This window comes from Hymenobacter tibetensis (genome assembly GCF_022827545.1).
GTDB lineage: Bacteria > Bacteroidota > Bacteroidia > Cytophagales > Hymenobacteraceae > Hymenobacter > Hymenobacter tibetensis.
The window spans coordinates 5,374,343-5,400,702 of the sequence record NZ_CP094669.1 but is presented as its reverse complement, the minus strand read 5'-3'; the positions used below and the strand labels follow the sequence as shown (position 1 = coordinate 5,400,702).

At 56.9% G+C, this 26,360-nt stretch carries 18 protein-coding genes; 13 read left to right on the top strand and 5 right to left on the bottom strand.

The window, feature by feature from the left end; translation table 11 throughout:
• The first annotated feature begins 46 nt into the window (after positions 1-46).
• Together MTX78_RS21760 and MTX78_RS21755 are read left to right on the top strand one after the other, a co-directional pair.
• Positions 47-4,933: a DUF3320 domain-containing protein gene (locus tag MTX78_RS21760; protein WP_243798295.1), complete on the top strand. Its 4,887-nt coding sequence runs from the start codon at positions 47-49 to the stop codon at positions 4,931-4,933.
• Positions 4,934-5,121: 188 nt separating this feature from the next.
• A complete protein-coding gene (locus MTX78_RS21755; protein ID WP_243798294.1) occupies positions 5,122-6,096 on the top strand; it encodes a lipid A deacylase LpxR family protein in 975 nt (324 codons plus the stop codon).
• Positions 6,097-6,213: 117 nt separating this feature from the next.
• Here MTX78_RS21755 and MTX78_RS21750 read toward each other — a convergent pair whose 3' ends face one another.
• The gene (locus MTX78_RS21750; protein ID WP_243798292.1) at positions 6,214-7,173 is read right to left on the bottom strand and encodes a DMT family transporter; all 960 of its coding nucleotides are present in this window, start codon (positions 7,171-7,173) and stop codon (positions 6,214-6,216) included.
• A gap of 76 nt (positions 7,174-7,249) precedes the next feature.
• A complete protein-coding gene (dusB, locus tag MTX78_RS21745; protein WP_243798291.1) occupies positions 7,250-8,239 on the bottom strand; it encodes a tRNA dihydrouridine synthase DusB in 990 nt (329 codons plus the stop codon).
• A 168-nt stretch (positions 8,240-8,407) separates the two neighbouring features.
• On the opposite strand from dusB, the gene MTX78_RS21740 reads away from it, so the two are divergent.
• From MTX78_RS21740 to MTX78_RS21715, 6 genes are all read left to right on the top strand, one after another.
• The gene (locus MTX78_RS21740) at positions 8,408-9,457 is read left to right on the top strand and encodes a CPBP family intramembrane glutamic endopeptidase (protein WP_243798289.1); all 1,050 of its coding nucleotides are present in this window, start codon (positions 8,408-8,410) and stop codon (positions 9,455-9,457) included.
• A 95-nt stretch (positions 9,458-9,552) separates the two neighbouring features.
• Positions 9,553-10,485, top strand: a complete 933-nt coding sequence (locus MTX78_RS21735) for a phosphatidate cytidylyltransferase (protein WP_243798288.1) — start codon at positions 9,553-9,555, stop codon at positions 10,483-10,485.
• Positions 10,486-10,757: 272 nt separating this feature from the next.
• Positions 10,758-12,047, top strand: coding sequence for a Glu/Leu/Phe/Val family dehydrogenase (locus MTX78_RS21730; protein ID WP_243798286.1), 1,290 nt, complete (start codon positions 10,758-10,760; stop codon positions 12,045-12,047).
• Positions 12,048-12,363: 316 nt separating this feature from the next.
• A complete protein-coding gene (locus MTX78_RS21725) occupies positions 12,364-13,044 on the top strand; it encodes a phosphatidylserine decarboxylase family protein (RefSeq protein ID WP_243798285.1) in 681 nt (226 codons plus the stop codon).
• 924 nt (positions 13,045-13,968) lie between these two features.
• The gene (locus tag MTX78_RS21720; RefSeq protein ID WP_243798283.1) at positions 13,969-16,959 is read left to right on the top strand and encodes a SusC/RagA family TonB-linked outer membrane protein; all 2,991 of its coding nucleotides are present in this window, start codon (positions 13,969-13,971) and stop codon (positions 16,957-16,959) included.
• A gap of 17 nt (positions 16,960-16,976) precedes the next feature.
• Positions 16,977-18,494, top strand: coding sequence for a RagB/SusD family nutrient uptake outer membrane protein (locus MTX78_RS21715; protein WP_243798282.1), 1,518 nt, complete (start codon positions 16,977-16,979; stop codon positions 18,492-18,494).
• 148 nt (positions 18,495-18,642) lie between these two features.
• On the opposite strand, the gene MTX78_RS21710 is transcribed toward MTX78_RS21715, so the two are convergent.
• From MTX78_RS21710 to ribD, 3 genes are all read right to left on the bottom strand, one after another.
• The gene (locus MTX78_RS21710; protein WP_243798280.1) at positions 18,643-19,176 is read right to left on the bottom strand and encodes a dihydrofolate reductase family protein; all 534 of its coding nucleotides are present in this window, start codon (positions 19,174-19,176) and stop codon (positions 18,643-18,645) included.
• A 16-nt stretch (positions 19,177-19,192) separates the two neighbouring features.
• Complete coding sequence (locus MTX78_RS21705) at positions 19,193-19,675, bottom strand: GAF domain-containing protein (RefSeq protein ID WP_243798279.1); 483 nt, start codon at positions 19,673-19,675, stop codon at positions 19,193-19,195.
• Between the two features lie 124 nt (positions 19,676-19,799).
• Positions 19,800-20,849 carry a bifunctional diaminohydroxyphosphoribosylaminopyrimidine deaminase/5-amino-6-(5-phosphoribosylamino)uracil reductase RibD gene (ribD, locus tag MTX78_RS21700; RefSeq protein WP_243798277.1) on the bottom strand — a complete coding sequence of 350 codons (1,050 nt, stop codon included), beginning with the start codon at positions 20,847-20,849 and terminating at the stop codon, positions 19,800-19,802.
• Positions 20,850-20,995: 146 nt separating this feature from the next.
• Here ribD and prmC point away from each other — a divergent pair, with 146 nt between their 5' ends.
• The 5 genes from prmC (at position 20,996) to rfbB (ending at position 26,277) form a co-directional block, all read left to right on the top strand.
• Positions 20,996-21,853, top strand: coding sequence for a peptide chain release factor N(5)-glutamine methyltransferase (gene prmC / locus MTX78_RS21695; protein ID WP_243798276.1), 858 nt, complete (start codon positions 20,996-20,998; stop codon positions 21,851-21,853).
• Positions 21,854-22,052: 199 nt separating this feature from the next.
• Entirely contained in the window at positions 22,053-22,646 is a 594-nt protein-coding gene (locus MTX78_RS21690; protein ID WP_243798274.1) for an acyltransferase, read from the top strand.
• 83 nt (positions 22,647-22,729) lie between these two features.
• Positions 22,730-24,025: a nucleotide sugar dehydrogenase gene (locus tag MTX78_RS21685; protein ID WP_243798272.1), complete on the top strand. Its 1,296-nt coding sequence runs from the start codon at positions 22,730-22,732 to the stop codon at positions 24,023-24,025.
• A 77-nt stretch (positions 24,026-24,102) separates the two neighbouring features.
• Entirely contained in the window at positions 24,103-25,131 is a 1,029-nt protein-coding gene (gene galE / locus MTX78_RS21680) for a UDP-glucose 4-epimerase GalE (RefSeq protein ID WP_243798271.1), read from the top strand.
• Positions 25,132-25,221: 90 nt separating this feature from the next.
• Positions 25,222-26,277, top strand: a complete 1,056-nt coding sequence (rfbB, locus tag MTX78_RS21675) for a dTDP-glucose 4,6-dehydratase (protein WP_243798270.1) — start codon at positions 25,222-25,224, stop codon at positions 26,275-26,277.
• The last annotated feature ends 83 nt before the right edge of the window (positions 26,278-26,360 follow it).

The following is a 26,360-nucleotide window of genomic DNA, read 5'->3' as shown; positions in this document are numbered from 1 at the left end:
AGTGGGCTGGATAGGCCTGCTGCTTTCACTTGTTTTTTAGCCTAGTATGTCCACCGAATCAGTTCTTGCTGCTCGCCTCGAAGCTTCTCGCCAGGAGTTGCTAGACTTGGGCCTGCGCAACCCGCTACTAAACTTTCGGCTGTCCAAGGCGCAGGGTGTTGCAGTGGTGCAAGAGGAGGCCGCAGCGGTGTACGACGTGCTGGTGCGGCAAGGCAAAACCATGTATTTCCAGGCCGCACCCGCCAAGAGCGCCAGTTCCCCCAAGGTCCTGGGTGCCCACGACGAGCTGCCAGCCCTCCGCTCTTACCTAACCGAAGCCCCACTCTTGCTGCCCACCGAGGCCGAGCGCCACGCCGCCCTCACCGACAACAAGCTGCAAACTGCCGAGCCGCTACCAGCGCTGGAAAGGCGCCTGCTGAACACGTACTACACCGCCCGAACCAGTTTAGAAGAGCAGGGAGTAAATATTCTGTACTTGGCGGTAGGCCAGCTGGTATGGTATGAAACGGCTAGCAGCGAGGAGCCGCGCTATGCGCCGTTGGTGCTGCTGCCGGTGCTGTTGGAGCGCGGCACAGCCGCCGAACGGTTCAAGCTGCGCCATACCGGGGCCGAGGTGGAAGGGAATTTGTCGTTGCAGGCCAAGCTGCGCGCTAGTTTCGGGCTGCACATCCCCCTGCCCGAACTAGACGAGGAAACTGGGGTGGCGGCGTATCTAGCGGCCGTAGCCGCGGCCATAGCCGGCATGCCCCGCTGGCAAGTGGTGCCCGACAAGGTGGTGCTGAGCTTTTTCTCGTTCAGTAAGTTCATGCTCTACCGCGATTTGGACCCCACCACCTGGCCCACCGGCGCCACGCTGCTCGACCACGCCGCCATCAAGGCGCTGCTCGGCCCCGACACCGGTTTTCAGGACGCCCCACCTACTGTTGGGGAAGAAGCTTTTCTCGACACCGAAAGCCCGGCTCATGAGCTGCACCAAGTGCTGGATGCCGATTCGTCGCAACTGTTAGCGCTGCTGGCGGTGCACGAGGGGCGCAACCTAGTGGTGCAGGGCCCGCCGGGTACCGGCAAGTCGCAGACTATTGCCAACGTGCTGGCGGAAGCTATTGGGGCCGGCAAAAAGGTGCTGTTTGTTGCCGAGAAGATGGCGGCGCTGGAAGTGGTAAAGCGCCGCCTCGACAGCATGGGCCTGGGGGCCGCCTGTTTGGAATTGCACAGCCACAAGGCCAACAAGAAAGCCCTGCACGACGAGCTAAAAGCTACGTTGAGCTTAGGCCGGCCGGCTCCGGCCACCGCCTTAGAAGACCAGATAGCGCAGCTGCCACGCTACCGCGCCACTCTCAACGACTACGCCCTAGCCGTGAATGCACCCATCGGCCGCAGCCGGCGAACTGCCCAGCAGGTAGCCGGCGAACTGTTGCGGCTGCGCTCGAAGGCTGGCAGCGTAGAGTTGCCCCGCTTGGCGTTTGCGGCCCTGGCGACCTGGACCGATACCGCCGCCGCCCACGCCGAAGCTCTAGCCGATCGGGTACAGGCCACGCTGAAGAAAATAGGAGTGCCGCACCGCATGCTGTTTTGGGGCAGCGAACTAACCGTGCTGCTGCCTCCCGAGCAAGATGCCTTAATCAGGTACCTGCGCGAAGCCAGCGCGGCCGTAGCAGAACTTCAAGCTGCTTCGCAAACCCTCGCGCACCACTTGGGCCTGCCCAGCCCCATTGAAAGGACGGCCGCTGAACTACTGCTGCCCGCCGCCCGGCACGCGCAGCTGGCCCCGCCCTTATTGGGCGTGGCCCCATCCGATTTCAAATGGCAGACACATGCTGGGCGCTTAGCGGAGGCTATAGGCGCAGGAGCGGCCTATACCAAGCTGCGTCAGGCGCACGACCCAACCCTCCTGCCCGAGGCTTGGGGCCAGCAGTTGGCAGCGGAACGAGCCGCCTTGCTTTCCTATGGCGACAAGTGGTGGAATTTCCTGAGTGGCGACTACCGTCGTGCCCGAAAGCAACTGCAACGGGTGTGGCGAGAAACGCTCCCCCAAGAAACTACGGTGGTAGTGTCGGTTATTGATGCTATTCATGAAGCGGCGCGCCACCTGGAAACAATAGAGGCAGCCACTCCATTAGCGCAGCAACTGTTCGGGCCCGCCTGGCAAAAAGAGCGTTCCGATTGGCAGGCTCTCGCCAAAACACAGGAATACCTCGCTCTCACCCACGAGCGTATCAGCCGGGGTGAGCTGCCTGCTGCCCTATGGACCTACCTAGCAGGAGCAAGCGCCCCAAATCATACTGGTAGCTCGGGCCCGCATACCGTCCAGCGTACCGGTGCCGATTTTCTGGAGCCGTTGCCAGGAAGCAGGGTAGCGCTAGCCGAGGAAAAAAGCGCCGCGGCCCAGCAACCAGGATACCGCAGCCCAGAGGCCCTACCGCAGCTGGTAGCAGCTCTGGAAGCGGCCCTGGCTCGGCAACGTACGGCCGTGCAAGCGGTAGTTGATGCGCTACACTTGAACGAGGCGCGCCGCTTCGGGCCCGATGGGCGGCTGCAGTTTCACTCGTTTGAGCAACAGCAAGTTAGTGTGGCTGCCTGGGCTGCCGATGTGCCGGCCGTGCGCCTCGCTGTTGAGTGGAACAACGTGGCCGCTACCGTACGCACTGATGGCCTGCCCGAATTAGTGGTACTGGCCGAGCGGTGGGAGCCAGCCAGCCAATGTTTAACACTGGCAGTTCGGCAAACGTGGTTGGAGTTTCTGCAAAAACAGGCCTTCGAGCTGCACCCGGCTTTGCGCCAGTTCGAGCGGGCCAGCCACCAGGAGGTTCTGGCCCATTTCCGTCAAGCCGATGTGGATAGCCTGCACCACAACCGGGTGCGGGCCATGAGCCAGCACCACGAGCAACTCCCCAACCTCCAAGCCGGCGGCCAGATGCTGCTGCTCCGCAATGAGTTTGCGCGCAAGCGTGGGCATTTGCCGCTACGTAAGCTGCTTCAGCAAGCAGGGCGAGCTATTCAGGCCATCAAGCCCGTGTTTATGATGTCGCCGCTGTCGGTGGCCAGCTACCTGCCGCCGGGTGCCGTGGAGTTCGACTTGGTGGTGTTCGATGAAGCCAGCCAGGTGAAGCCCGTCGATGCCTTGGGCGCCATTGCCCGCGGCCGGCAGCTGGTAGTAGTTGGCGACTCGCGGCAGCTGCCTCCTACTTCGTTCTTCGATTCTCTGACGGGCAGCGACGAAGAAATCAACGAGGAAAACGTAACAGCTGATATCCAGAGCATTCTGGAGCTATGCAAGGCCCGCCAGATGCCCGAGCAGATGCTACGCTGGCACTACCGCAGCCTGCACCAGTCCTTGATTGCCGCCTCCAATCATCTGTTCTACGACGACAAACTGGTGATTTTCCCAAGCCCGGGCAGTGCGGGAGAACTAGGGTTGGGGTATCGGCATCTGCCCGAATCCTACTATGAGCGTGGCACCACCCGCACCAATCCGTTGGAGGCGCAGGCGGTGGCAGCGGCCGTGGTAGAGCATGCCCGCACCAAGCCTCACCTGACGCTAGGGGTGGTGGCGTTTAGCACTGCCCAACGCCAGGCTATTCAGGATGCGCTGGAAAAGCTGCGTCGCCAGCAGCCCGAAACCGAAGTGTTTTTCAACGGGCACCCGCACGAGCCGTTTTTTGTGAAGAACCTCGAAAACGTGCAGGGCGACGAGCGAGACGTTATCTTCATCAGCATCGGCTACGGGCGCACCAAAGACGGGTACCTGACCATGAGCTTCGGCCCCCTGAACGGCGACGGTGGCGAGCGGCGCCTCAACGTGCTGATTACGCGGGCCAAGCAGCGCTGCGAAGTCTTCACCAACCTCACCGCCGCCGACCTCGACCTAAGCCGCACGCAATCCAAAGGGGTGGCGGCTCTCAAAGCTTTCCTTGAGTTCGCCCAGCATGGCCGCCTCAACCAAAACGAGGCAACCAACCGGGTTATGGAGTCGCCGTTCGAGGAAGTGGTGCACGCCGCCCTCACGGCTCGGGGCTACCAGTTGCATCCGCAGGTAGGCAGTCAGGGCTTCTACATCGATTTGGCGGTAGTAGACCCCGACCACCCGGGGCGCTACCTGCTCGGCATCGAGTGCGACGGGGCCATGTACCACACCGCCCGCTCGGCCCGCGACCGGGACCGGCTGCGCCAGACCGTGCTCGAAAACGTGGGCTGGCAGCTGCACCGCATCTGGAGCACCGATTGGTTTCGGGACCCGGCCCGCGAAACGGAACGTGCGGTGCACGCCATCAAGCAAGCGCGCCGTGTTTCGCAAGAGCCCCAGGAGGTAGAGGAACGGCTTGCGGCCAGTGAAACAACGCCCAGCGGTATTGCCCGCGAAGAGCCGTCCGCTGTGGCTGCAACCGTGGCTGAACCGTATCAGCTAGCTCAGCTTCCGGCCGCAGTCGGGCGCTTGGAATTGCATCAGCATGGCCTGAGTCAGCTAGCTAATTGGCTGGCTACCATCGTGCGTGTTGAAAGCCCGGTGCACATCGAGGAAGCTACTCGTCGGCTGGCGCAGGCGAGTGGGGCCACGCAGGTAGGCTCTCGGATGCGCAAGGTGGGGCAGGATGCAGCCTTGCTGGCGGTCAACCTGAAATATGTGCGTCGGCAGGGCGACTTCTTGTGGGAAACTACCATGCAGCAACCCCCGCTCCGCGACCGGAGTAGCTTGCCTGCTATTTCGCGCAAGCTGTCCTTGGTGGCCCCCGAAGAGCTAACCCGTGCCTTGTATACTGTGGTGGAGCAGAGCTTCACTCTCCCGCGTGAGGCGGCCTACTTGGCAGCCGTGCGCTTGCTGGGCTTCAGCCGCCTCAACGACGATATGCGCCAGCAACTAGACCTGCTGTTGGCTAATTTGTTGGAACGCCGCGAGCTGGAAGAAGTAGCAGGCATCCTCAAGCTGGTGGCGTAAGGGCAGTCGTTGCCTCCTCGGAAAGCTGCGAAACCTCGGACGGCCATCTATCCGTGGGCTATTCACTCAACTGCGGGCTGCACCCAGGCGGGAAGAGCATGCATTACCGCAGCCATTAAACTTGCTTACAGGTAAGGCTGCTCAGGAAGCAGGTGCGTAGGTAACGGCATACGTTGTTCACTTCTCTGATGCGCTACTTCTGCGGGCTTTTCCTGCTCTTATTTAGTTTAGCTACTACGCAAGCGCAACGCCCCGATAGCAGCCAGACTAGCCCCGACCGCCTAGTGGCGTACACCTTCGCCAACGATGCCTTTTTCCGAACCGACTACTATTTCACGCAAGGCATGACGCTGCTCGTGGTGCTGCCTGGGCTGGGTCATTCGCCAGTCAACCGGATACTGGGGCCGGTGCCCGTGAGCAGTACCCGCTATCATGGCATCAAACTGCACTACGACGGCTTCACCCCGTTGCGCATTCAGGATGCGTTTATTCGCTTGAATGACCGGCCTTATGCCTCCTACATCTACGCCGACCTGTTTCGGGTGGTGAATCACCCCACGCGGCGTTTTCGGTTGACTACCGCGCTAAACGTGGGCGTTATTGGGCCGGCGGCCGGAGCCAAAGGATTCCAAACCAAGCTGCACGAATTGCTGGATGCGCCTACACCCCGCGGCTGGGACTACCAGATTCAGAACGACCTAGTGCTAGGCTATGAGGCAAAGCTGGAAAAACAACTGCTGACCCTAGGACGTGGAGTGGAGCTTGTTGGTTCAGCGCAAGCCTCGTTGGGCACGTTACAAACCTATGCCGGAGCCGGGAGCCGCCTGCGGGTCGGGCTGCTGAATCCGTATTTCCGCAACTTGGGCGTAGCTGGCCGGGCCGGTCGGAGGGGGCAGCGCCGGGCGCAACTGTACGCGGAAGGGCAAGTGGAGGGCCGTGTACTTGGCTACAACGCTACGTTGCAGGGTGGACTTTTCCGCCAAGACAATCCGTATACGTTGCCAGCCAGCGCCGTGCACCGCACGGTAGCTCGTGGGACAGGTACGCTGGGGCTGGGCTTTGAGGGGGTGCGCCTGGAAACTTCTGCCGTGTGGGTGTCGCCGGAATTCGATGGGGGCCGCACGCACAAGTGGGTGCAATTCGGGTTGCAGGTGGCGTTCTAGCTTCCACTCTCTGCTGGGTGGCCGGCTAAAGTTGCAGGCCCAGAAGTGGTGGAACCCTAGGGCGCAGGGTTGAGTGTTGGTTGTCGGTTTACTGCAAGAACACCGACAACGCGCAGTTTACTTGGCCCGGTGAATGATGGCTACGCTGAGCAGGATGATGCCCATGCCAAGCAGATGCCACAGGTTGAAATCTTCGCCATCGAGCAACCCCCAGCCAAGTGCTACCACTGGAATCAGGTAGGTATTAGAAGACGCGAAGAGAGCGGTGGAGCTTTGGATGAGCTTATTGAAGAGCACCATTGCCACCGCTGTACTCATGGTAGCTAGTAGCGCAATGTACCCGAAGGCCGGCCACGCGCCCGGCACCGTAGCCAGCTTCGACAGAAAATCGGTGCCCACCAGCAAGAATGCCAAGGCTGGTCCGCCAATAAAGAAAAGCAGCAAACTAGTGACGGCTACCGCCGGAATGCCATGGAAATGGTGCTTGATGATGTTCACGCTGAACCCGTAGCCAAGCGTAGCCAGCACGATGTAGAGCCCGTACCAGGCGTTGCCTTCGCCGGAAGGGGTGGCCGCCCCGCCGCTGCCGCCCAGCAGCATTAGTACCACCGTGCCCACCAGGCCCAGTGTAATACCGAGCACCCGTAACCCCGTCAGTTTCTGCCCGAACAAAGCGGCGCCCACTACCAAGGTGAACACCACAGTAAGCGCATTGAGCACACCCGCCAACCCAGAGGCCAGCCGGGTTTCAGCGTACGCAAACAGAAACGCCGGAATCAGGGTGCCCACTACGCCGCTTAGCAGCAGCCATTTAAAGCGGCCCCGATCTACTTTGCCAAGGTGCTTCAGCGCGAACGGCAGCAACAGCAGCGCCGCTACACTCACACGCGCCGCTCCTAGCTCTAGTGCCGAGAACACCACCAGGCCCTTCTTCATCAGAATAAAGGAAGTGCCCCAAATGCTGGCCAGGATAACAAGCAGTCCCCAAGCCGAAGCCGGAATCTTAACGGGGGGTGGGGGCGCTACGGGTGGAGTGCTAGGGGCAGCCGTTACGGCTGGGGCGGGAGTGGTAGACATACAAGAGTAGCGGCGCAAAAAGCCGTAAAGGCACACCAGTCTGGTCTGGCGTGCCCCAACGACAGAGACAAAACAATTACCCCACCAAAACGGGCTCGGCAGCAATTATTTCGTCGAGAATGGAGTGGACTTCTTCCACCGAGTCGGTTTCAACGAGGCGCATGCGCCAGCTTTTGGCGCCTTCGAGGCCGCGGAAGTACTGGGCGTAGTGGCGGCGCATCTCGAAGATGCCCACGCGCTGCCCTTTCCATTCGATGCTCTTATCGAAGTGCATGCGGCACATATTCACACGTTCCTCCACGGTGGGGGGCGCCAGTAGCTCGCCGGTTGCCACGTAGTGCTTCACCTCCCGGAATATCCAGGGGTAACCAATGCTGGCCCGCCCAATCATGACGCCATCTACGCCGTAGCGGTTTTTGTACTCCACGGCTTTTTGCGGCGAGTCAATGTCGCCGTTGCCGAAGATAGGAATCCGAATGCGGGGGTTCTCTTTGATTTTGGCAATCAGGCGCCAGTCGGCGTCGCCTTTATACATCTGCACGCGGGTGCGGCCGTGTACGGTAAGCGCTTCTATACCAATATCCTGTAGGCGTTCGGCTACATCCTCTACGTTCTTGGTGGCATCGTCCCAGCCGAGGCGAGTTTTCACGGTCACGGGTAGGTGCGTAGCTTTCACCACGGCTGAGGTCATTTCCACCATCTTCGGTACGTCGCGCAACAGGGCCGCGCCGGCACCGCGGCACGCCACCTGCTTCACCGGGCAGCCGTAGTTGATGTCGATGAGGTCGGGGCCGGCCAGGGTGCTGATGCGCGCACACTCGCCCATCGTCTCCACGTCGGAGCCGAACAACTGGATGCCGATGGGCCGCTCATAGTCGAACACGTCGAGCTTTTTGCGGCTCTTGGCGGCGTCCCGGATGAGGCCTTCCGAGGAAATAAACTCGGTGTACATTAAATCGGCTCCGTTGGCTTTGCACACGGCCCGAAACGGCGGGTCCGACACGTCCTCCATGGGCGCGAGCAGCAACGGGAAATCAGGCAGAGTAAGGTCGCGGATGTATACCACGGATAGAGAAGGTTAGCGGATTTTCAGCAAATTTACGTCTTCTAGGGACTTAGAAGCTCGGGATTCCAAGCGCTTGTATTTCGTGCAAGCGAAATACTGATGGTAGAGGCTGTTGCCCTTCCCAAAACCAAGTTCTTAGACCTTAAGCTCCCAAGACCCCAATTCGCTATGAAAGGTTTCGTGTCCAGCCGATTGCACCCCTTTGCCAATCTGCTGTTGCTGGTGGGCTTGATGCTGCTGGCCGTTTGTGTGGCTGGTTTTCTGATGGCCGTGCTCAGCAACCTACTGTTTGGGGTGGGGCTGCTGGAAATCGGCAACGTAACCAACATGCCCGACACCTACCCCAACGGCTGGGGCGTTTCGATGCTCACGCAGGGCGTATTTCTGTTCGTGGGCTTTGGGGGCGCGGCCCTTGCATTGCCGCTGCTCACGGGCTACACCTGGGCCGACTACTTTGCGCCGCGCCGGCCGGTGCCGCTGGCGTGGCTAGGGCTGGCACTCGCTATTATTATATGCAGCGTGCCGTTTATGTCGGGGCTGGTGGAGTGGAACGCCAAAGCCCATTTCCCCGGCTTTCTGCAGGAGTTCGAGAAAGGGGCCCGCGAAATGGAAGATCGGGCGCAGGTACTCACCAAGTACCTCACCCAATTCACTTCCTTCGGGCGGTTTATAGTCGGCCTGATAGTCATTGCCGTGGTACCAGCCATCAGCGAGGAACTGGTGTTTCGGGGCGTGATTCAGCGCAACCTGGTGCAATGGTTTGGGTCGCGGCACGTAGGGGTATGGCTGGCAGCGGCTATCTTCAGCGCCATTCACTTCCAGTTCTTTGGCTTTGTGCCGCGCTTTGTATTAGGGCTAGTACTTGGATACTTATACGAGTGGAGCGGTAATATTCTGGTGCCCATGGTGGCGCACTTCACCCAGAACGGTTTCCAGATTGTGCTGCTCTACCTGCAGCAGCGCCAAATGCTAACGGCTGCCACCTTTGATCCTGATTCCAACGAAGCCTTGCCTTGGTGGTTGCAGTTGTTGTCGTTGCTGATAACCGGAGCCCTGCTCTGGCAGCTCTACCGGCACACCCTGCGCCCCGCCGCCGACCTGCACCCCACCGAACTACGCACGCTAAGCGGCGGCGGGGTAGCCGCCCACACCACCCAGCGGGTGCCCGTTGTTGGCCGCACCATCAACCACGACGGGGTTGACGTAAGTAAAAGTTAGTTTTGGTTTACTTATTGTTGGGTTCTGGTTGCTGTTCAACTAGGCTTCGATAGTGCAGCAACCGGAAACTTTACAACCAGAAATCAGCAACTCCTTTGTCCGACGCTCCCGCCGCCACTGCCTCTCCCCAACCCACTGCGCCGGGCAAAAAGCCCATGTCCAACCTTGGCCAGCGGCTCCTCTTCGGCGTGATTGGGGCGGTTATGCTGCTGGGCTGCGTGTGGTACAGCGTCTGGACCTTTGCTGCCTTTTTCGGCTTGGTTCAGATGCGGATGCTATGGGAGTTCTACCGCATGATGCGGGTAGCAGGGTACAAGCCGGCCGCCTTGCTGGGCGGGGGCATCAGCCTCCTGATTTTTGCCGGCATCCTGGGCGTCACCGTGTTTGCTCACCTAACGGACGAGGCACTGCCCGTTGCTGCCGCCGACTTTCATTTGGCAGGCTCTGCCGTGATAGGCGTAGTGATATTGCTGCCCGTTGTGCTGATTATGCGGGAGATGTATGCGTGGCCCCGAGTAAACCAGCAGATAAACCCTTTCGCCAACGTGGGTATCAACCTGCTCGGGTTGCTGTATGTAAGCTTGCCGATGAGCTTCCTGAGCCTGGTAGCCTACGGCCCGGTAGGCTATGATTACCGCCGCATCTTGGCGTTGTTGTTCTTGGTCTGGTCGTCGGATATTGGCGCGTATGCCGCCGGCAAAACGTTCGGCAAGCACAAGCTGGCTCCTAAAATCTCGCCCGGCAAAACCTGGGAAGGCGCCATTGGTGGGTTCTTGCTGACGTTGGCAATGGGCTGGGCTATGGGTTACTTGCTACCCGAACTTTCGTTGACCTACCGCCTCGTGGTAGCAGGAGTCGTAGCCGTCTTCGGCCCCCTCGGCGACCTAGCCGAGTCCATGCTCAAGCGCAGCGTAGGCGTGAAAGATTCGGGCCGCATTATGCCCGGCCACGGTGGCTTGCTCGACCGGTTCGATGCCTTCCTTTTTATTCTACCGGTACTAGCGTTGCTGCAATTAGTGGTTGGGTAACCAAAATAAATTATGTGATTTTATAATTGTCGGATTGGAATTTGCTGAAGCGCTATTAGCTGTGTTATAGCGGTTCATAATATAGTGATTCTCAAATAAACATCCTTGTCTCTCCCGTTGAGGCTGAGAGCATAGCACCTCATCGAGCTGCCTTTCGTATGTGCGAAACCACCTACCTTTGACCCGTCAATTCCGCGCGCGGCTGCAACATCCCACCGTTAGTAGCTGCCGTTTTTTCTCATTCCCCACCCCAATCCTTCACTCTTACACGTATGGCTGCCACCACGGTGTACAAAGAACCGGCTCCTCTTTTGGACCGCGAAAATCCTCTAGAATCCATGATGTCGCGTTTCAACGTGGCCACGGAAATTCTGGGCCTCGACGATGAAACCTATGAAGTGCTGAAAGCACCCGATAAGCAGGTAATCGTGCATATCCCTGTTACCATGGACAATGGGAAGGTGCGCGTTTTCGAAGGCTACCGCGTAGTGCACAATACCATCCTCGGCCCGTCCAAGGGGGGTATTCGTTATGATAAAAACGTCCACCTCGACGAGGTGAAGGCCCTGGCTGCCTGGATGACCTGGAAGTGCGCCGTTGTTGACTTGCCTTACGGCGGTGCAAAAGGCGGTATCATCTGCGACCCTACCACCATGAGCGCCGGCGAAATCGAGCGTCTCACGCGGGGCTACACCATGTCGATGAAAGACGTGTTTGGTCCCGACAAAGATATTCCTGCACCCGACATGGGCACCGGTCCGCGCGAAATGGCGTGGCTGATGGACGAATTCTCGAAGACGGTGGGTGCTACGTCGCCGGCCGTTGTAACAGGCAAGCCGCTGGTAATGGGAGGCTCATTGGGCCGTACCGAAGCTACCGGGCGTGGTGTTATGGTATCGGCGCTGGCTGCCATGAAAAAGCTGGGCATGGACCCCAAGCAGGTTTCGGCTGCCGTGCAAGGCTTTGGCAATGTGGGCACCTGGGCTGCTAAACTCCTCAGCGAGCAAGGTGTGCGCATCAAGTGCATTTCCGATATCAGCGGTGCTTACTGGAACGAAGCTGGCATCAACATCGACGAGGCAGTAGCCTACAAAAACGCGCACAAAGGCCGCCTCGACGGTTTCACGGGTGCAGTGCTGATGGAAAATGCCGACGACCTTCTCATTGCTGATGTAGATGTATTGGTGCCGGCTGCCGTGGAAGACGTAATCACAGAGCACAACGCCCACGACATCAAAGCCAAGCTGATTGTAGAAGGCGCCAATGGCCCAACGGCCGCTTCCGCCGACCCCATTATCAATGAGAAAGGCATCATGGTGGTACCCGACATCTTGGCTAACTCCGGTGGTGTTACGGTATCCTACTTCGAGTGGGTGCAGAACCGGCAGGGCTTCAAGTGGACCGAAGAAATGGTAACCGAGCGGGCCGACCGCATCATGTCGGATGCTTTTGAAAAAGTGTACGCCACGTCACAAAAATATAATGTACCGATGCGCATCGCCGCCTACGTGGTAGCCATCGATAAGGTAGCGCAAACGTATAAGTTCCGCGGCGGCTTCTAAGTGGTAAGCACGAGCAGGCACACAAGCGTTCAACGCTGGTGATAATGCCGGTTTATTTCAGCTTAAACGCGGATAGCAACAAAGCTGAAGTGTGGTCCTGAACCCACTATATTTGTTTTTGAATAGCCCGGGCCGGCGGCTCGGGCTATTATTTGTTAGGTATAGGAAGCAGGGCATCCCGAAGGGGAATTTACTGTTCACTACTCTCTGTTCTACGGTGGCATTTAGACCAGTTTAACTGGTCCATTTGCTCTGATCTTTGGTTGAAACGCCGGAATCAGCGTACTCAACTTATATTAGCGCAAATCAGTGATTTATGAAGATTCACAAAGAAGGTCGACGCATTCTGTTTTTCACCCTGCTGGCCTTGCTGGCTGTTAATCTGGTCTTGTTTCGCGTGAATGCGCGCCACGCTACGTTCAATCAGATTTTCGCCGGTATCTCGGTGTTGGTATTCCTGACGCTGCTCCAGTTTTTCCGGAGTCCGGCTCGTCGGCTATTCACGCACGAAGACCTTATTACCGCTCCGGCCGACGGAAAGGTGGTAGTTATTGAAAACGTGCAGGAAACCGAGTACTTCAACGATGAGCGCAAGCAGATCAGCATCTTCATGTCGCCAATCAATGTGCATATCACGCGCAATCCGATTTCGGGTATCGTGCGGTACTTCAAGTATCATCCCGGCAATTACTTGGTGGCGTGGCACCCGAAAAGTAGCACCAAGAATGAGCGGACCACGGTAGTAGTGGAAAGCGAAGCCGGTCCGCTTGTGTTATTTCGCCAGATTGCTGGTGCCATGGCGCGGCGTATTGTATGGTATGTGAATGAGGGCGACGAAGTGAACCAAGGTGAAGAGTTCGGCTTTATCAAGTTCGGGTCTCGCGTCGACATCTTTGTGCCACTCGACACCGACATTAGAGTACAGCTCGGTGAAAAGGTAAAAGGCGGTCAAACCATCATTGCTCAACTGAAAACAGAGTCACCAAGCCTGTTTTAAACAGGTAGCAATCGTTTGGCTTCTATACTTTTGCACAGATAACTCAACAGTACTAGCAGCGCACCTAGCATATAAGGGCAGGGTTTCATCGGAAGATGGGACCCTGCCCTTTTTCTGTTGTAAAGAATCAGCAATACCAACCAAGCGCGTGCACAAGCAATAAACTGGCTTGGTGTGAGTAAGCGGCTCATACTAACTGTTCGAACTACAATCAGTGAACGGTCGCAAGCTTTCAGGCAATTTGTGGTAGAAGGTGTAGTAGGATTCTTAACTGACGAGCTTGTATATAGCTTGGGTAAGTTGCTTCCTTGGGCTGATGGCAGGGTACTGAAACGAGGGGATACCCGGACTGAATGGATTGGGGTTGCTGTGCTAGCAAAATCGTTTTAGGTGCTAGAGAAATGCTTTCTGAAAGCCAAGCAGGCATGATGAAATCACAATCGTTTGCACAAGTAAACATAAGGTGTGAACTGGCGTGTGGCTGGTTGTAGGCCCTAGGTGGTCATGAGGTATCGGGGCTAGGCTAGCTCGAAGTCGTTCGAGTGTTTGCCCTCCCAGTAGACAGTTGGTGCATGAAGGGAAGCTGAGACTCTGTCAGCATATTCTCTCCCTCCGTGAGTAGCAAGCTTATTGTAAGTCTTTGTTTTTCAGAGGCTATGTGTTTTCGTAATCTTCAACACTTAACAGTTTCTTATGTCCAACTCTACTTTTCCTAAGCTGTTGTCGCTTTTGCTTGTCTGCGCACCCAAACCTGGTTTGGCGGTTGCAGAAAGTCCGGTAACCAGTGCGTTGGTACGTGGCTACGCTGAGCGTCAGAGAGCAGAGCAAACGGTAAGTGCCTTTAGGCAATCGATTGCTTATGCCAGTGTAGCCCTCCCTGGCAGGGGCGCACAACAAGTGCCAGTGCCGGTAAAGGGGCGCGTTGTGGGACCAAACAAAGAAGCCATTCCGGGAGCCACAGTGGTAGTGAAGGGAAGCACCCTTGGTACCGCTACCGATGCTGATGGTAACTTCAGTTTGACTCTGCCCGATGGCAACGCTACGTTGGTTATTTCTTCCATTGGCTTCGCCAACCAGGAAGTGGCAGTCAATGGTCGCACTGATCTGACCGTTACGCTGCAAAACGATGCGAAAGCCCTCGACGAAGTGGTGGTAGTGGGGTATGGCACGCAGCGCCGGCAAGACGTAACGGGCTCCATTGCCACTGTGAAGGCTGAAGACCTGCGCACGCAGGGCACGAATACAGTACAGAAGTCATTGCAGGGCCGCGTGGCCGGAGTGCAAATAGAGTCGTCTGGCGGCAATCCTGGGTCGGGTGTGCGCGTGATTGTTCGAGGAGCCGGTTCGCTCAACAACAACGACCCACTCTACATCGTGGATGGCGTGCAGGTAGACAACATCAACAATCTGCAACCAACAGATATTGCTTCGTTCGATATCCTGAAAGATGCCTCTGCTGCGGCCATCTATGGATCGCGCGCCGCTAATGGCGTTGTGCTGATTACCACCAAAGGGGGCAAAAAAGGGGAGAACCGCATCGACTTCAACGCCTATTATGGCGTGCAGCAGATAGCTAAGAAGATAGACGTGCTGAACGCCTCCGAGTGGGCCTCCGTCAGCAATGCCGCGCACGACAACGCTGGCCTCCCCCGCCTGGACATTGCCCAAAACCCCGAATCGTTAGGCGCTGGCACGGATTGGCAGAAAGAAATCTACCGAACCGCCCCCATGCAGAACTACACGCTGGGGGCCAGCGGTGGCGGCGAGAATTTCACCTACAACCTGTCGGGCGGCTACCTCGATCAGCAAGGCATTGTGAAGAAAACAGATTATGACCGTTACAACCTGCGGTTGAAGTCGGACTTTACCAAAGGCCGGATCCGGATTGGCGAAACGATTATTCTGACCCGTGAATACTGGCGCACGATGGCAGGTGGCTGGGGCGGCCAGGGAGGCGGCCCTGTTGGCTCGGCCCTGAAAATGATTCCGGTGTTTGAAGTGTATGACCCAACGGCGGTGGGCGGCTACGGCGGGGCCTATGGGCCGGTAGTGAACATTGCAAGCCCGGTGGCGCAACTGAACTTGGAGGTGCCCGAAACCCGGACTACCTCGGCCATCCTGAATGGCTATGCGGAGGTTTCGATAGTGGATGCCCTAAAGTACCGGCTCAATCTGGGCTATACCAACACGTTCGGGGCACATAATGCCTATGTTTTTCCGTACAAAGTGGGTGCACTGTTTAATAACGCCGATGCGGATCTGTATCAGAGCCGAAGCCAAAAAGAGTATTTCCTGCAGGAGCACACGCTGAGCTACAACAAGGAAATTGGAAAGCATAACTTCAACGGGCTGGTTGGTTTTACCTACCAAAACACCAAGTTTGATCTGCAAAGCGGCTCGAAAAGCGGCATGCCTGGCGGCATCCAGGTGCTGGACGCTGGAACTACCAATATTGCGAGCGGCGGTTTTCAGTCTGAGAGTGCCTTAGTTTCCTATTTAGGGCGGTTGGTGTACTCCTATGGCGACCGGTACGTAGTAACGGGTACGTTCCGGCGAGACGGCTCTTCGCGCTTCAGTCCCGACTACCGCTACGGCAATTTCCCTGGTGTGGCCGTGGCTTGGAACGTGGTCAATGAGTCCTTCTTTCAACCTCTGCAAAGCGTCGTGAGCAACCTCAAGCTCCGGGCTAGCTATGGAGTGTTAGGCAATCAGGAATTGACCGATTATCCATATGAACCTATAATTACTTCCAATGCCAATTATGTGGTGGGCCAAACGCAACAGCTGTGGCCTGGGGCTATTCAAACAGCGTTTACGACCCGGAATATTAGGTGGGAAACTTCTAAAACCACCAACATTGGGGCTGATTTAGGTTTCTTCGAAAACAAGTTGGGGCTGTCAACTGACTATTTTATTCGAGAGAATTCGGATATTCTGTTACGGGTGCCAATTCCGCTGACCACGGGCGCTAGCGGCAGTGCTCCTTACATCAACGCCGGGCAAATCACCAATAAAGGCCTAGAAGCGGCCTTGACCTACAACAACAAAGTAGGCGAGTTCAACTACCAGATAACGGGGACGTTCACGGCTATTGACAACAACGTGGACTTCCTGGGAACGGGCACGCAGCAAATTTCGGGCGGCCAGCCTACTCACCACGGCCAGTCGGCTACTATCACGCAAGCGGGCGGACCAATAGGAGCTTTCTATCTGATCAAATCGGCGGGTGTCTTCCAGTCGCAGGAAGAAGTGGATGCGCATAGCGTGGAAGGGCGGCTCATCCAACCTGGCGCCAAGCCTGGCGACGTCCGGTTTGTAGACTACAACGGCGACGGTACCATCAGCCAAGACGACCGGCAGTATTGCGGCAGCCCAAACCCTAAGTTCAGTTACGGCTTCGGGTCCAACTCTTCCTGGAAGAACTTCGACCTGAGTTTCTTCTTCCAAGGAACCTATGGCAACAAGATCTATAACGGTCTGCGCGAAGATTTGGAAGGCATGAACCTGGAGTTCAACTACTCGCCCGCCACCCTGAATGCCTGGACGCCCGACAACCCCAGCAACTTCCCGCGGGCCGTCATCAACGACCCTAACCTGAACAGCCGGACTTCCGACCGGTTTTTGGAAAGCGGCTCGTACCTGCGGATGCGCACGCTGCAGCTCGGCTACACACTTCCGAAAGGCGTGCTGTCGGTGGCCAAAATCAACAGCTGCCGCTTCTATGTCAGCTTTGATAACCTGTTTACCGTCACCAACTACTCTGGGTTTAGCCCCGACCTGGGCCGCTACAACGGCACCGACCGGGACGGCCGGCAAGTAGCCGGTGGCGGCATTCTGGACCGCGGGGTTGACTTCCCGCACGTGGCTTACCCCTTGTCGCGCACTTCCTTGCTTGGCGTGCAAGTATCCTTCTAACCTCTACCCCTACGATCATGAAAAAAATCTTGTATACCTGCTTCGTAGCGCTGAGCCTGACTGCCTGCACCGAAGAACTAGATCAAGTAAACCCCAATTCCGTTGTTCTGACTAACTTCTGGAAGACGGAATCCGATTTCATGTCGGGTTTGGCAGCTACGTACAAGGTGTTCCACGACGTGAACAATGGGTACTACGGCGTGCGGGGCATCGAGCTAAGCAACGGCCGGGGCGACGACTTCTTTATTCGCAACGATGTGAAGGACTTGTACCAACTGTCCACCTTCACCAACAACCCTACTACAGGTACGCCGTCGTCTATTTTCACTGGCTTCTACACGGGTATCTTCCGCGCCAACCAGATTATCGAGCAGGCTCCTTTGGCCACTGCTCTTTCCGACGAACTGAAAAAGCAGTACATAGCCGAAGCTCAGTTTATACGGGGCGTCAACTATTTCCTGCTAGCTATCAATTTCGGGGAGGTACCCATCATCACGACCGTGCCCAAGGAGCGGAGCGCGTATTTTGTCAGCAAGTCGCCGGAAACCGACGTATGGGCGCAAGCAGTGAGCGACTTGCAAGCTGCCGCGGCGGGATTGCCCGCGGCGTATCCGGCCGCTTCCATGGGTCGAGCCACCAAAGGCGCAGCGTTGGGATACCTAGGCAAAACTTACGTGTATCAGAAGAAGTGGGCTGATGCCGAGAATACGTTCAAGCAGCTAGCCCAACCGGATGGCACGGCCAAAGCGCCCTACACCTACGCGTTGGTTCCTAAGTTTGAAGACAACTTCAATAAAGCTACCGACAACAATGTCGAGTCATTGTTCGAGATTCAGAACCAGAACGTAGGGGGTTCGCAGCCGTGGGCTGGCGAGAATGCCAACGAGGCATTGGGTGTAACGACGGCGCAGGAGTTTGCCCCCACTGAAGTGTCGGGTTGGTTCGAGGTGTCGCCTACCGACAAGATTTTCAACGAGTTCAAGAGGGAAAAAGCAGTTGGCGGTGATTTCGACGACCGGATGTACGCCACGCTGGTGTGGGACTACCCCGACGCTATGTACTACAACAAGCCTTTCAAGGACTTTAAACTGGTGTTTGGCTACAGTTCTATGATCCGTAAGTATCAGAACTGGCGCGAAAACAATGAGGGCATCTTCATCTCGGAAATCAACGAGAAGGCCCTGCGCTACGCTGATATTCTGCTACTCTATGCTGAAGCCCTGACCATGCAAAACCGTCCAGCCGAGGCCTACCCACTTGTTAACCTCATCCGGACACGGGCCAAGCTGGCGCCACTGACCGCGGGGCTCTCCGACACGCAGATGATGGAAGAGATTCGCCACCAGCGCATGCTGGAGTTTTTCCGCGAAGGCCAACGCTTTTATGACTTGAAGCGCTGGGGAATATTGGAGCAGGAAATCAAGAACAGCGACAAAGTGGGGCGCGAGTTTTTTACGGCCAAGCACGCCTACTTCCCTCTTCCACAAAATGAATTGAACACTAACCCCAACATCACGCAAAACGCGGGCTGGTAGGCAGTTCAGTTGCTGGCCAACTAGCTGAATAAAAAAGCAGAGTTCCTGCCGAGGCAATCGGCAGGAACTCTGCTTTTTTAGTTACCGGCTAATGCATGCAGGTACGCCCTGGCTTTCTGACGCTAGCCTAGCTCAACGGCAAACCGCATTAGCTTATGTCAGCAGGAGTCAAGCGGTAGTGCAGGAGCGTCATGCCGTCGGGCCAGGTACGGGTGTGAAGTAGTTGCAGCGCCCGAGGTTGCTCCTGCGGGTGCCATAGCGGGATGCCAGCACCCAGTAGCCGAGGAACCACAAACAGCATCAGCTCGTCCACCAAACCTGCGGCTAGCAGGGGAGCGGCTAACGTGCTACCACCAATCAGCCAGATGGTGTCTCCGGCTTCGCGGCGCAGTTTGCCAACAAATTCCACGGGGTCTTCCACCACAAACCCAACTGATGGATGAGCTTTAGCTGGTGGCTGGCGGGTGAAAACATAGTTGGTAAGCGTAGGATACGACCACTCGCCGAAGGTAAGCACCTGCTCGTAAGTGGTTCGGCCCATCAGCGTGGTGTCTACGGAAGCCAAGAATTCGGCGTATCCGTAGTCCTCATCTGCTAGGGCTGGCAGCCAATCCACCGAGCCATCCGACGACGCAATGTACCCGTCGAGGCTAGCTGCTATATAGAAAACAACGCGGCGCATACACTACAGGTACAGGTTAAAACCAGTTGGCTGCCAAGGTCATCAGTTGTTCAAGGGCCTGCTGGTCGTCGTGGTCGAAGTCGTTGAGTTGGTCGCTATCCACATCGAGCACGGCCACTACAACGCCCTCCTTAAGCACCGGCACCACTATCTCAGACTTGGATTCCGAGCTACAGGCAATATGGCCGGGAAACTGCTCGACGTCGGGCACTAGCAGGGTAGCCGCTTGCGCCCAGCTGCTGCCGCACACGCCCTTGCCGTGCCGGATGCGGGTGCAGGCAATGGGGCCTTGGAACGGGCCTAGCACCAGTTCGTTGTCTTTCACTAGGTAAAAGCCCACCCAGAAAAACCCGAAGGCCTGCCGGAGCGCGGCCACCGTATTGGCTAGGTTCGCTACCAAGTCTGGCTCGCCAGTTGTGAGGGCTTCAATCTGGGGGAGCAGTTGGCGATATTGCTCGGTTTTGGTGAGCGTGCTGTCGAGCGTGAGTTCTTCGGCCATAGCAAGTAGAGGTAACAGAAAAGCAAGTAACGAATAACCGACAACTGGCCAGAAGGATTCCGGCGAGCTATCAGGTGAAACACAGCCTAAGCCAAGGCAAAACTAACGCGTTGCGTGCGGGTACTTATTTGTTGCTGCCATTCACGTACACAAATAGCTCGTCGTCGCCTAGCCGCAGGTGTTCGCGCAAACCACTAAGGCCGGGCTTGGGGGAAAGCACGCCGCCGTTGAGTGGCCGCGGATTGCGTAGCACCCGAATTTCGTCCCAGAGGCCATCTTTCAGTAGTGAGTTCAGCACCGTTGGCCCGCCTTCTACCAGCACCGACTGCACATTGCGCTGGTGGAGGCTCCCCAGAATCTGCGGAAACAGGTCCTCGGCTTCCGACAGCATCACGTAGTCCAGGTTAGGCTTGTTGGCTTTCTCGCGGTACGTGTATACCACGGTCGGCTGCTTGCCATCGAAGAGGTGATGAGTGGGCGGTAGGCTCAGATTTTTGTCGATGACTACGCGGATGGGGTCGGGGCCGGGCCATTCACGCACGTTTAGGTTGGGGTTGTCGTGTAGAGCAGTGCGGGTGCCTACCAGAATAGCCTGCTCCTCGGCGCGCCATTGGTGCACGGCCACCCGGGCTAGCTCCCCACTTATCGGGACGGTTTGGTAGTAAGGGCCGGCCAAGTAACCGTCTGCTGTTTCTGCCCATTTCAGCACCACGTAAGGCCGCTTCTTTTCCTGCGAAGTGAAAAAGCGCCGGTTCAGCCAGCGGCCTTCGGCCTCCAGCAAACCCATCTCGACCTGGATGCCGGCAGCACGTAGTTTCTCGATGCCGCGGCCGGCTACCAGTGGGTTGGGGTCGAGGTTGCAAACCACCACTTCGGCTACGCCCTTGTCAACCAGCAAATCGGCGCAAGGTGGGGTTTTGCCGTGGTGGGCACAAGGTTCCAGGGTCACGTACACCCGGCTGCGGGCCAGAAGGCTGGCGTCTTGCACGGCGGCCAGCGCGTTTACTTCGGCGTGCGGTCCGCCGTACTGCTGGTGCCAGCCTTCCCCGATAATTCGGCCTTCGTGCGTCACTACGCAGCCTACCAAGGGGTTAGGGCGCGTGTGGCCAGTACCAAGCCGTGCCAGGTCGAGGGCGCGGTGCATCATCAGGTGGTCGAAGGCAGAAGCAGACATAAGCGAAAGTAACAAAGTAACGCGAAGCACCAGCCTGGCGTACCAGCCATGCGAGCTCCAACGCAGCAACTTCAGTTGCGGGATACCGTCTGTTTACTTTGCGTGTAAATAAGAAGCAGCAGCTTCGCGTTACTTTCGCCTGTTTTATGCTTACGCTCCGTCAACTTTCGCTCAATCTGGCTTCAACGCTGGAAGCCATTTACCCAGCTTCCGAGGCCGACAGCATGGCCAGCCTCGTGCTGGAGCATCTGCTGGGCGTCACGCCGTTGCAGCGCCGCATGCAAGCCCAGGAGCCGGTGCCGGAAGAGGTGCAAGAGCAGTTGCCAGCGCTGGAGGCGCGCCTGCTGCGCCACGAGCCGTTGCAGTATGTGCTAGGCGAGGCTTGGTTTATGGATATGACGTTGGAAGTAACCCCTGCCACGCTCATTCCCCGGCCCGAAACCGAAGAGCTGGTGCAACTTATTGTGCAGGAGTGCCGGGGGGTGCAGTCGGTGCTGGATGTAGGCACGGGTAGCGGCTGCATTCCGTTGGCGCTGTGCCGGGCCTTGCAGCCCACGCAGGTAACGGCCGTTGACATTTCCGCTGAAGCATTGGCTGTAGCCCGCCGCAACGCCGTGCGCTACGGCTGCGAAATCGACTTTCAGGAGCTTGATATCTTACAAGGGCAACCAAGCAGCATCGCGCCTCACACGCTAGATGTGCTGGTAAGCAACCCGCCCTACGTGTTGGAAAATGAGCGCCCCCAGATGCGCCCCAACGTGTTGAACTTCGAGCCTGCTACGGCCCTGTTTGTACCCAACAATGACCCCCTGCTTTTCTACCGCCGAATTGCCGCGCTGGGTACTACCCTCCTGCGGCCCGGCGGGGGCCTGTATTTCGAAATCAACGAGCAGCACGCCGCCGAAACCACTAGCCTGTTGACTGGCCTGGGCTATACCGAAGTGGCTGCCCGCCCCGACCTGTTCGACAAAGAGCGAATGGTACGAGCAACGTGGCCCAACTAAAGCAGGAGCAAGACTGCGCCAAATAGGAATGGTACCTAAACGAGGACTAATTGCCTCTAACAGGTACAGGCTGAAAATCAGCGAAAAATCTACGTTCATTAGGTTAAAAAATCATGCTGAAACCGAAAGAGTTTCAGCTGTTTTTCGTGGCAAACTTCCAAAAGCCCTACCTTTGCCGGCTGAAAACTAGAGCCTTTCTATGCCCGATACGTTGTCCTACTTTGCGCATCCCACCGCCGTTCTCGACGACGGGTGCCGCATTGGGGCTGGTAGCCGCATCTGGCATTTTTGCCATCTGAGTGCTGGTGCCGAGTTGGGGGAAGGATGTAGTTTGGGCCAGAATGTGTTTGTGGCAGATGGGGTGCGGTTGGGCCGAAATGTGAAGGTGCAAAACAACGTAAGCTTATACACGGGAGTGGAGTGCGCCGATGACGTGTTTATTGGTCCTTCGGCGGTGTTTACCAACGTGCTTAACCCTCGCGCCGCCGTGGTACGGCGGCACGAATACCAGCCGACCAAGTTGGCGCAAGGCGTCAGCATTGGCGCCAACGCCACTATTGTGTGCGGCGTGCAGTTGGGCGAGTATGCATTTGTAGGCGCTGGCTCCGTTGTGACCAAGGATGTGCAGCCATACGCCTTGGTGTATGGCAACCCCGCCCGCCAACGTGGCTGGATGAGCACACACGGCCACCAGCTCGCTTTCAGTGAAGCTGGCCAGGCCACTTGCCCCGAAAGCGGCGAGCAGTACCAACTTACCAACGGCCAAGTATCCCGCATCCGGCCCGACTCATAAAATTTCTCGTTGCCAGTTTTTAGTTTCCAGTTGAAACTATCAGTTCAAGACCCTAAGTCATCAAGATCTTAAGACCCTATTCTGTGTACGAGCAACTTATTCAGAAACAAGCGAAGCTGGCCGTTATCGGTCTCGGGTATGTGGGGTTGCCCATTGCCCTCGAATTTGCCCGTAAAGTGCAGGTGATTGGTTTCGACATCAATGCCAAGCGCGTCGAGATGATGCGCAACCATATAGACCCAAGCGGGGAGCTGGAAACGCAAGACTTCCAAGGCTGCGACATCACCTTCACCGATTCGCTGGACGTGCTGCGCGAGGCTACGTTCTACATCGTGGCGGTGCCTACCCCCATTGATGAGCACGCGCAGCCCGACCTCAAGCCGTTGCTAGGTGCCTCCACTTCCGTGGGAAAAGTGCTGAAGAAAGGCGACTACGTGGTGTTTGAAAGCACCGTGTATCCAGGCTGCACCGAAGACGACTGCATTCCGGTACTGGAGAAGCTTTCGGGCCTGAAGTTTCCCGACGATTTCAAGGTTGGGTATTCGCCCGAGCGCATCAACCCCGGCGACAAAGAGCACACGCTTTCCAGCATCGTGAAAGTGGTAGCCGGCTGCGACGACGACTCGTTGGACAACATCGCCAAAACGTACGAGCTGGTAGTGAAAGCCGGCGTGCACCGGGCTAGCAGCATCAAAGTAGCGGAAGCCGCCAAGATCATCGAGAACACCCAGCGCGACGTCAACATCGCCTTGATGAACGAGCTGTCGATGATTTTCGACCGGATGAACATCAACACCTACGAGGTGCTGGAGGCTGCTGGCACCAAGTGGAATTTCCTGAAGTTCTCGCCCGGCCTAGTGGGTGGCCATTGCATCGGGGTTGATCCGTACTACCTCACCTACAAAGCCAAGGAATTAGGCTATGATGCCAAGGTCATTCTAAGTGGCCGGACCACCAACGACAACATGGGGGCCTACATAGCCCGCAAAACCGTGCAGATGATGATCCGGCAGGGTAAAGACGTGGCCCGCAGCCGTGTGTTGGTGATGGGGGCTACGTTCAAGGAAAACGTAGAAGACATCCGCAACTCCAAGGTGGCCGACGTTATCCAGGAACTCAGAAACTTCTCCGTGAACGTGGACATTATTGACCCACACGCTAGCTCCGACGAGCTGCATCACGAGTACGGTTTCCGTCTCACGCCCCCCGCCGAAGTACGCTCCGACTACGATGGCGTAATTGTGGCAGTCAGCCACTTGCCTTACGCTGCGAAGGATGAAGCCTACTTCAAGTCGGTTACGTCGGAAAATGCTGTGTTAGTGGATATTAAAGGCCTGTTCCGGGGCAAAATCAAAGAACTGCAATACTGGAGTTTGTAGGGAGAAGCAGTGCGGCTTGGAACATGATGTCCTGCTGTGCACTGCGGTTCACCACCTCACCATCTTACCAATAAGCTATGGAGCGCACGAAAATTCTTGTCACAGGCGGAGCAGGGTATATTGGCTCCCATGCAGTAGTGGAGTTGTATGAGGCTGGCTTTCAGCCCGTCATCGTCGATAACTTCAGCAACTCGCAAGGGTCAGTGCTGGCTGGCATCGAGCATATCCTGGGTGTGCGGGTACCAGTCCACAACGTGGATTGCAACGACGAAGAAGCACTGCGGGCAGTATTTGCCGAAGAAGGCGACCTGCGCGGCGTCATTCACTTTGCGGCATTCAAGGCTGTAGGCGAATCGGTAGCCAAACCGCTGGAGTACTACCGCAACAACTTGATATCGTTGCTGACGCTAACTTCGGTGATGCGCGAGTTTGGGGTGGAGGCCCTGGTGTTTTCCTCGTCATGCACCGTTTATGGCGTGCCAGATGCCCTGCCCGTAACCGAGCAGACACCTACCAAAAAGGCTAACTCGCCGTACGGTGCTACCAAGCAGATGTGTGAGGACATCCTGACCGACATAGCGGCTGCCCCTGATAATAAGCTGCGCACCATTCTGCTGCGTTACTTCAACCCGATCGGTGCGCATTCCTCGGCCAGAATCGGAGAATTGCCCCTAGGAGTACCGCAAAACTTAGTGCCGTTCATCACCCAAACGGCCGCCGGTATCCGCGAGAAGCTCACCATCTTCGGCGATACCTACGACACGCCCGACGGTACCAACATTCGTGATTATCTGCACGTTGTCGATTTGGCTAAAGCCCACGTGGTAGCCGTGCAACGCCTCATCGATGAGAAGGGAGAAGCTATTGAAACCTTTAACGTGGGCACTGGCCGCGGAAACAGCGTGCTAGAAGTGGTGCACACGTTCGAGCGCGCTACTGGCGTTAAGCTCAACTATACTATCGGGCAGGCTCGGGTTGGCGACGTGCCCGCCATTTACGCCGACGTAACTAAAGCCACTGAAGTGCTAGGCTTCCAAACCACTTCCACGTTGGACGAAGCCTTGGCTAGCGCCTGGAAATGGCAACAGTCGTTGCAGAATAGCTAAGCGGCAGGGCAACTGTAGAAGATAGGCTCTTAAGTCAGTTGCTCGCCTGCACAGCTACCTCTCGCAGTCCATCTGTTACTCCTGAAAACAATGAAAATCATTATTACCGGCGGGGCCGGCTTTATTGGGTCGCACGTGGTGCGCTTGTTCGTAACCAAGTACCCAGCGTATCAGATTCTGAATCTGGACGCGTTGACGTACGCTGGCAACCTGGAAAACCTGCGCGACATTGAAGATGCCCCCAACTACCGCTTGGTGAAAGGTGACATTACGGATCAAGCATTTGTAGACCAGTTGTTTGCCAACGAAGAGCCTGATGCTGTTATCCATTTAGCGGCGGAAAGCCACGTTGACCGTAGCATCACCGACCCGTTGGCGTTCGTGAAAACCAACGTGCTGGGTACCGTGAACTTGCTGCAAGCTGCTAAGAACTTGTGGAAGCCTCTGGGTTACGAAGGCAAAACCTTCTACCACGTGAGCACCGATGAGGTGTACGGCTCGTTGGATTTTGGTCCGGAGATGTTCACCGAGGAAACCTCCTACGACCCTCGCTCTCCATATTCGGCTTCCAAAGCAGCCTCCGACCATTTTGTGCGGGCGTGGCATCATACCTATGGGTTGCCCATCAAGCTCAGCAACTGCTCCAACAACTACGGCCCAAACCATTTCCCCGAGAAGCTGATTCCGCTGGCCATTCATCGCATTCAGCACGGCCAGCCGGTGCCAGTATATGGTAAAGGCGAAAACGTGCGCGACTGGTTGTTCGTGAAAGACCACGCCACCGCCATTGATGCCGTGTTCCACAACGGGAAAGTTGGTGAAACCTACAACATCGGGGGCGTGAACGAGTGGGCTAACATCGAGCTAATTCACTTGCTCTGCGACACGCTAGACGAGAAAACGGGCAAAGAGAAAGGTACTTCGCGCAAGCTCATCACCTTCGTGACGGACCGCGCCGGCCACGACCTACGCTACGCCATCGACAGCAGCAAAATCATGAACGAGCTGGGCTGGAAACCCTCTGTTACGTTCGAGCAAGGGCTTTCCCAAACGGTGGATTGGTACCTGGAAAACGAAGCCTGGCTGCAAAACGTGACCAGCGGTGCCTATCAAGACTATTACCGCACGCAATACGCCAGTCGCTAGAATGGTAATTAGTAGTTGAGAGGTAATGAGTAGTAGTTGGAGACGCCTTCAATGACTATAAAATTCTTAACCACTGATTCTTA

What these genes read in the sequence shown, in the direction of transcription:
- prmC (WP_243798276.1), top strand. Translation starts at nt 20,996, where the DNA reads ATGCTTACGCTCCGTCAACTTTCGCTCAATCTGGCTTCAACGCTGGAA.
- MTX78_RS21750 (WP_243798292.1), bottom strand. Translation starts at nt 7,173, where the DNA reads ATGTCTACCACTCCCGCCCCAGCCGTAACGGCTGCCCCTAGCACTCCA.
- MTX78_RS21725 (WP_243798285.1), top strand. Translation starts at nt 12,364, where the DNA reads ATGAAGATTCACAAAGAAGGTCGACGCATTCTGTTTTTCACCCTGCTG.
- MTX78_RS21705 (WP_243798279.1), bottom strand. Translation starts at nt 19,675, where the DNA reads ATGGCCGAAGAACTCACGCTCGACAGCACGCTCACCAAAACCGAGCAA.
- rfbB (WP_243798270.1), top strand. Translation starts at nt 25,222, where the DNA reads ATGAAAATCATTATTACCGGCGGGGCCGGCTTTATTGGGTCGCACGTG.
- MTX78_RS21755 (WP_243798294.1), top strand. Translation starts at nt 5,122, where the DNA reads ATGCGCTACTTCTGCGGGCTTTTCCTGCTCTTATTTAGTTTAGCTACT.
- MTX78_RS21730 (WP_243798286.1), top strand. Translation starts at nt 10,758, where the DNA reads ATGGCTGCCACCACGGTGTACAAAGAACCGGCTCCTCTTTTGGACCGC.
- MTX78_RS21710 (WP_243798280.1), bottom strand. Translation starts at nt 19,176, where the DNA reads ATGCGCCGCGTTGTTTTCTATATAGCAGCTAGCCTCGACGGGTACATT.
- galE (WP_243798271.1), top strand. Translation starts at nt 24,103, where the DNA reads ATGGAGCGCACGAAAATTCTTGTCACAGGCGGAGCAGGGTATATTGGC.
- MTX78_RS21690 (WP_243798274.1), top strand. Translation starts at nt 22,053, where the DNA reads ATGCCCGATACGTTGTCCTACTTTGCGCATCCCACCGCCGTTCTCGAC.
- MTX78_RS21715 (WP_243798282.1), top strand. Translation starts at nt 16,977, where the DNA reads ATGAAAAAAATCTTGTATACCTGCTTCGTAGCGCTGAGCCTGACTGCC.
- MTX78_RS21740 (WP_243798289.1), top strand. Translation starts at nt 8,408, where the DNA reads ATGAAAGGTTTCGTGTCCAGCCGATTGCACCCCTTTGCCAATCTGCTG.
- ribD (WP_243798277.1), bottom strand. Translation starts at nt 20,849, where the DNA reads ATGTCTGCTTCTGCCTTCGACCACCTGATGATGCACCGCGCCCTCGAC.
- MTX78_RS21760 (WP_243798295.1), top strand. Translation starts at nt 47, where the DNA reads ATGTCCACCGAATCAGTTCTTGCTGCTCGCCTCGAAGCTTCTCGCCAG.